The organism is Microbacterium sp., from assembly GCF_049661145.1.
Classification (GTDB): Bacteria; Actinomycetota; Actinomycetes; order Actinomycetales; family Microbacteriaceae; genus Microbacterium.
This window is the reverse complement of the sequence record NZ_JBASZT010000418.1, coordinates 1-3,936: the sequence shown is the minus strand read 5'-3', so window position 1 is coordinate 3,936 and position 3,936 is coordinate 1. Positions and strand designations below refer to the sequence as shown.

Below are 3,936 nucleotides of genomic sequence, written 5' to 3'. Positions count from 1 at the left end.
CGTCGGCGGCGAGGATTTTCTCGCCCGCCGCGCGCTGTTGCGCGAGCCGACGGCCTGGCTGTTCGGCAACGAGGCGCGCGGGCTGGACGAGGCTGCGCTCGCGCACGCCGACCTGTCGCTACGCCTGCCGATCTATGGTCGTGCGGAGTCGCTCAATCTCGCGACGGCGGCCAGCGTGTGCCTGTACGAGACGGCGTTCGCGCAACGCGCGGCAACCTGATGTGAATTGTTTCGAGCCGGTCACGATGCGGTCAAGATCTTGTGGAGAGCTTGAGTTCCCCCCCGGTCGCGCCCCTAGGGTGATGCCATGGCGAACCCTGCAGCGGAACCCGCTCCCGCGACGTCCAACATCAGCGTCGGCCGCGGCGATCCCCTCGTCGTGATCACCGACGTCGAGAAGCACTACGGCGACTTCCATGCTTTGAAGAACATCGATCTGACCGTCAACCGCGGCGAGGTTGTCGTCGTGATCGGGCCGTCCGGATCGGGCAAGTCGACGCTGTGTCGCACGATCAACCGACTCGAGACGATCACGAGCGGCTCGATCACGATCGACGGCAAAGAGCTCCCCAAAGAGGGCAAGGGCCTGGCCGCGCTGCGCGCCGACGTCGGCATGGTCTTCCAGTCGTTCAACCTGTTCTCCCACCTCACGATCCTCGAGAACGTCACGCTCGGCCCCATCAAGGTCAAGAAGATGAAGAAGGCGGATGCCGAGGCCGAAGCCAAAGTGCTCCTGGACCGCGTCGGCGTCGGCCACCAAGCCGCGAAGCTGCCGGCACAGTTGTCGGGTGGCCAGCAGCAGCGTGTGGCGATCGCGCGGGCCCTCGCGATGAAGCCGAAGGTCATGCTCTTCGACGAGCCGACCAGCGCGCTCGATCCCGAGATGATCAACGAAGTGCTCGACGTCATGGTGGGGCTGGCGCAGGAGGGCATGACGATGATCGTCGTCACCCACGAGATGGGCTTCGCGCGCAAGGCCGCCGATCGCGTCGTGTTCATGGCCGACGGTCAGATCGTCGAAGAGGCGACGCCCGAGGAGTTCTTCACGGCGCCCAAGAGCGAGAGGGCGAAGGACTTCCTGTCGAAGCTGATCACCCACTGAGACCCCACTGCGCACTGCGCCCGCAGCTCCACAACCGTCCGCGCCCTGCACCGGCGCGGCACCCTGAAAGAGATACGAAACCAGGAGGAATCACATGCGTACCACACGCATTACACGCATCGGTGGCGCTGTCGCCGGCATCGCGATCGCGGCTCTCGCCCTCACGGCGTGCAACAGCGGCACGCCCGGCGACGCCACCACTCCGTCCGGCGACGCCACCGAGGACGGCTCGGCGTCGGGCAACCCCTGGGAGGTCGCGACCGACGTCGAGCTCACCGGCAGCCCGACGTTCGACGCGATCACCTCGCGCGGCAGTGTGAAGATCGGCGTCAAGGAGGACCAGCCCGGTCTCGGCTACCTCGACCCCGTGTCGAACGAGCGCACCGGGTTCGACGTCGACATCGCCCGGTGGATCGCCGCCTCGCTCGGCTACGACGAGGACCAGTTGGAGTTCCAGGCGATCGCCTCTGCCAACCGCGAGCAGGCGATCATCAACGGCGACATCGACTACTACGTCGGCACGTACTCGATCACCGACGCGCGCAAGGAGCAGATCGCGTTCGCGGGTCCATACTTCGTCACCGGGCAGGGCCTGCTGGTCGCGGCCGACGACGACGAGATCACCGGGGTGGATTCGCTGACTGCGGACAATGTCGTGTGCTCGGCGACGGGCTCGACCTCGATCCAGCGCATCAAGGATCAGACTCCCGCAAACACCCAGGAGTTCGGCACCTATTCCGAATGCGTCGAGGCGCTCAAGAACGGTCAGGTCGATGCCGTTACCACCGACGAGGCGATCCTCATCGGCTACGCGGCGCAGGACCCCGATAACCTGAAGGTCGTCGGCGACGTGTTCAGCGAGGAGCGGTATGGCGTCGGCCTGGCGCACGGTGACACCGCCCTTCAGGAGTTCATCAACACACTGTTCACCGACGGCGGCGACACCTGGCAGGCGATCTTCGAGAAGAACCTCGGCGCCTCGGGCGTCACGGGCGAACAGCCCGCGGTCGACCCGATCGATTGATCGAGCGAGTCCCGGGGCGGCGGTCGCGAATCGCGCCCGCCGCCCCGGGATCACCGGACCCGCGACTTCGAGATTTCACAGACAGCAGCGAGAGGAGCGCCGATGGGAGTCATCACCGACAACCTCGACCTGTGGGGTGAGGCGCTGACGGGCACGCTGCTGCTGTTCCTCGGCGGTGGCGTGATCGCGCTCGTTCTCGGGTTGATCGTGGGGGCGATGCGCGTCTCACCGATCCCCATCGCCCGGTCCGTCGGCGCAGTTTACGTGAACTGGATTCGCAACACGCCGCTGACTCTCGTGATGTTCTTCTTCGTGTTCTGCGTCCCGATCCTCCTGCAGGAACGCATCAATCCGTTCGTGCTCCCCACCCTCGCGCTGGGGGTCTACACCGCAACGTACGTCGCGGAGACACTCCGGTCGGGCATCAACACCGTACCGGTGGGGCAGGCCGAGGCGGCGCGAGCACTGGGTCTCACGTTCGGTCAGGTCATGACGCTGGTGGTGCTGCCGCAAGCCGGCCGATCGGTCATTCCGCCCATGATGAGCGTGTTCATCGCCCTGCTGAAGAACACCACGGTCGCGGCGGGGTTCTCCGTGCTCAACCTCGGCTCTATCCGCTCGTGGCTCAGTGAGCGCGGTGAGAACCAGCTCGTCGTGCTGCTGTGGGTCATGGTCCTGTTTGTGGTGATGGTGTTGCTGTTGGCGTGGCTGCAGCGGGCGCTCGAGCGCAAATGGAGGATCGCGCGATGAGTTCAGTACTCTACGACGTCCCCGGACCCAGGGCTGTCACCCGCAACCGGGTGCTGGGAGTGGCCACGATCATCGTGGTGCTGGCGATCATCGGCTGGGTCATCTGGCGATTCGCCGAGACCGGACAGTTCGACGCCGAGAAGTGGGAGATCTTCACCTACGGCGCGATTTGGCAGCGCTTGCTGGACGGAGTCATCGGCACCGTCTCGGCCTTCGCGGTCGCCGCCATCGGCGCGCTCGTGCTGGGTTTCGTGCTCGCGATCGGGCGTCTGTCCGATCACGGATGGGTCCGGACGGTCGTCGGCTGGATCACCGAGATCCTCCGTGCCATCCCGGTGCTGATCTTCATGATGCTCCTGTACTACGGCATGCCGGTCATCGGCGTCCGCATGACGCCGTACTGGGCCGTCGTGATCGCACTGATCGCGTATAACGGGTCGGTGCTCGCTGAGGTCATCCGCGCCGGGGTGGAGTCGCTGCCGCGCGGACAGAGTGAGGCCGGATACGCGATCGGCTTGCGCAAAGCCGGGGTGCTGCGGTTGATCCTGCTGCCACAGGCGATTCGTGCAATGTTGCCGGTCATCGTCGCGCAACTGGTCGTGACGCTCAAGGACACGGCTTTGGGCTTCATCATCACCTACGAGGAACTGCTGTACGTCATTCGGTTGCTCGGATCGAACGCCGTCTACCACTCGCCGCTCATCCCGACGGCTATCGTCGGCGGGACGATCTACGTCGCGATGTGTCTCGCGCTCAGCTACGTCGCCTACCGCCTGGAACAGAGCACGAAGCGACGCCAGCAGCGCGGCGGCGGGCTGCATCACCCGGTCGGGTCCGTCACCGACACTCAGCTGCTCGGGTTGCAGGTGAGCACTGACGCCGCCACCGGAAACGAGGGCGGGGGCATTCCCCCCACCCGACGTCCCTGAGAAGGCCGCGCGCGGGCAGTAGTCCCCGGCATCCCTCCCGCCCGCCTGCGCCGCCCCTGCGCCGCCCCTCCGCCGCCCCTCCCGCGAGACCGTGTCTGTGGGTCGAGACCCCCCGGAACTTGGTGTGGTCT

At 66.0% G+C, this 3,936-nt stretch carries 5 protein-coding genes; all 5 read left to right on the top strand.

The genetic code is table 11. The features are described 5' to 3' along the window. The coding region (locus WBP48_RS17345) for a TrmH family RNA methyltransferase (RefSeq protein WP_424441989.1) at positions 1–220 on the top strand (220 nt) is incomplete at its 5' end. Between the two features lie 87 nt (positions 221–307). Further along, a complete protein-coding gene (locus tag WBP48_RS17340; RefSeq protein WP_424441988.1) occupies positions 308–1,102 on the top strand; it encodes an amino acid ABC transporter ATP-binding protein in 795 nt (264 codons plus the stop codon). Between the two features lie 94 nt (positions 1,103–1,196). Continuing rightward, positions 1,197–2,126 (top strand): glutamate ABC transporter substrate-binding protein, encoded by a 930-nt coding sequence (locus tag WBP48_RS17335; RefSeq protein WP_424441987.1) that lies wholly within the window; start codon positions 1,197–1,199, stop codon positions 2,124–2,126. Between the two features lie 102 nt (positions 2,127–2,228). After that, entirely contained in the window at positions 2,229–2,876 is a 648-nt protein-coding gene (locus WBP48_RS17330; protein ID WP_424441986.1) for an amino acid ABC transporter permease, read from the top strand. Continuing rightward, positions 2,873–3,805, top strand: coding sequence for an amino acid ABC transporter permease (locus WBP48_RS17325; RefSeq protein ID WP_424441985.1), 933 nt, complete (start codon positions 2,873–2,875; stop codon positions 3,803–3,805). Before WBP48_RS17330 ends, WBP48_RS17325 begins: the two co-directional genes overlap by 4 nt. Positions 3,806–3,936 lie beyond the last annotated feature (131 nt).

Bases quoted from the DNA above. Each gene is read 5' to 3' on its own strand.
- WBP48_RS17330 (WP_424441986.1), top strand. From the start codon at position 2,229: ATGGGAGTCATCACCGACAACCTCGACCTGTGGGGTGAGGCGCTGACG.
- WBP48_RS17325 (WP_424441985.1), top strand. From the start codon at position 2,873: ATGAGTTCAGTACTCTACGACGTCCCCGGACCCAGGGCTGTCACCCGC.
- WBP48_RS17335 (WP_424441987.1), top strand. From the start codon at position 1,197: ATGCGTACCACACGCATTACACGCATCGGTGGCGCTGTCGCCGGCATC.
- WBP48_RS17340 (WP_424441988.1), top strand. From the start codon at position 308: ATGGCGAACCCTGCAGCGGAACCCGCTCCCGCGACGTCCAACATCAGC.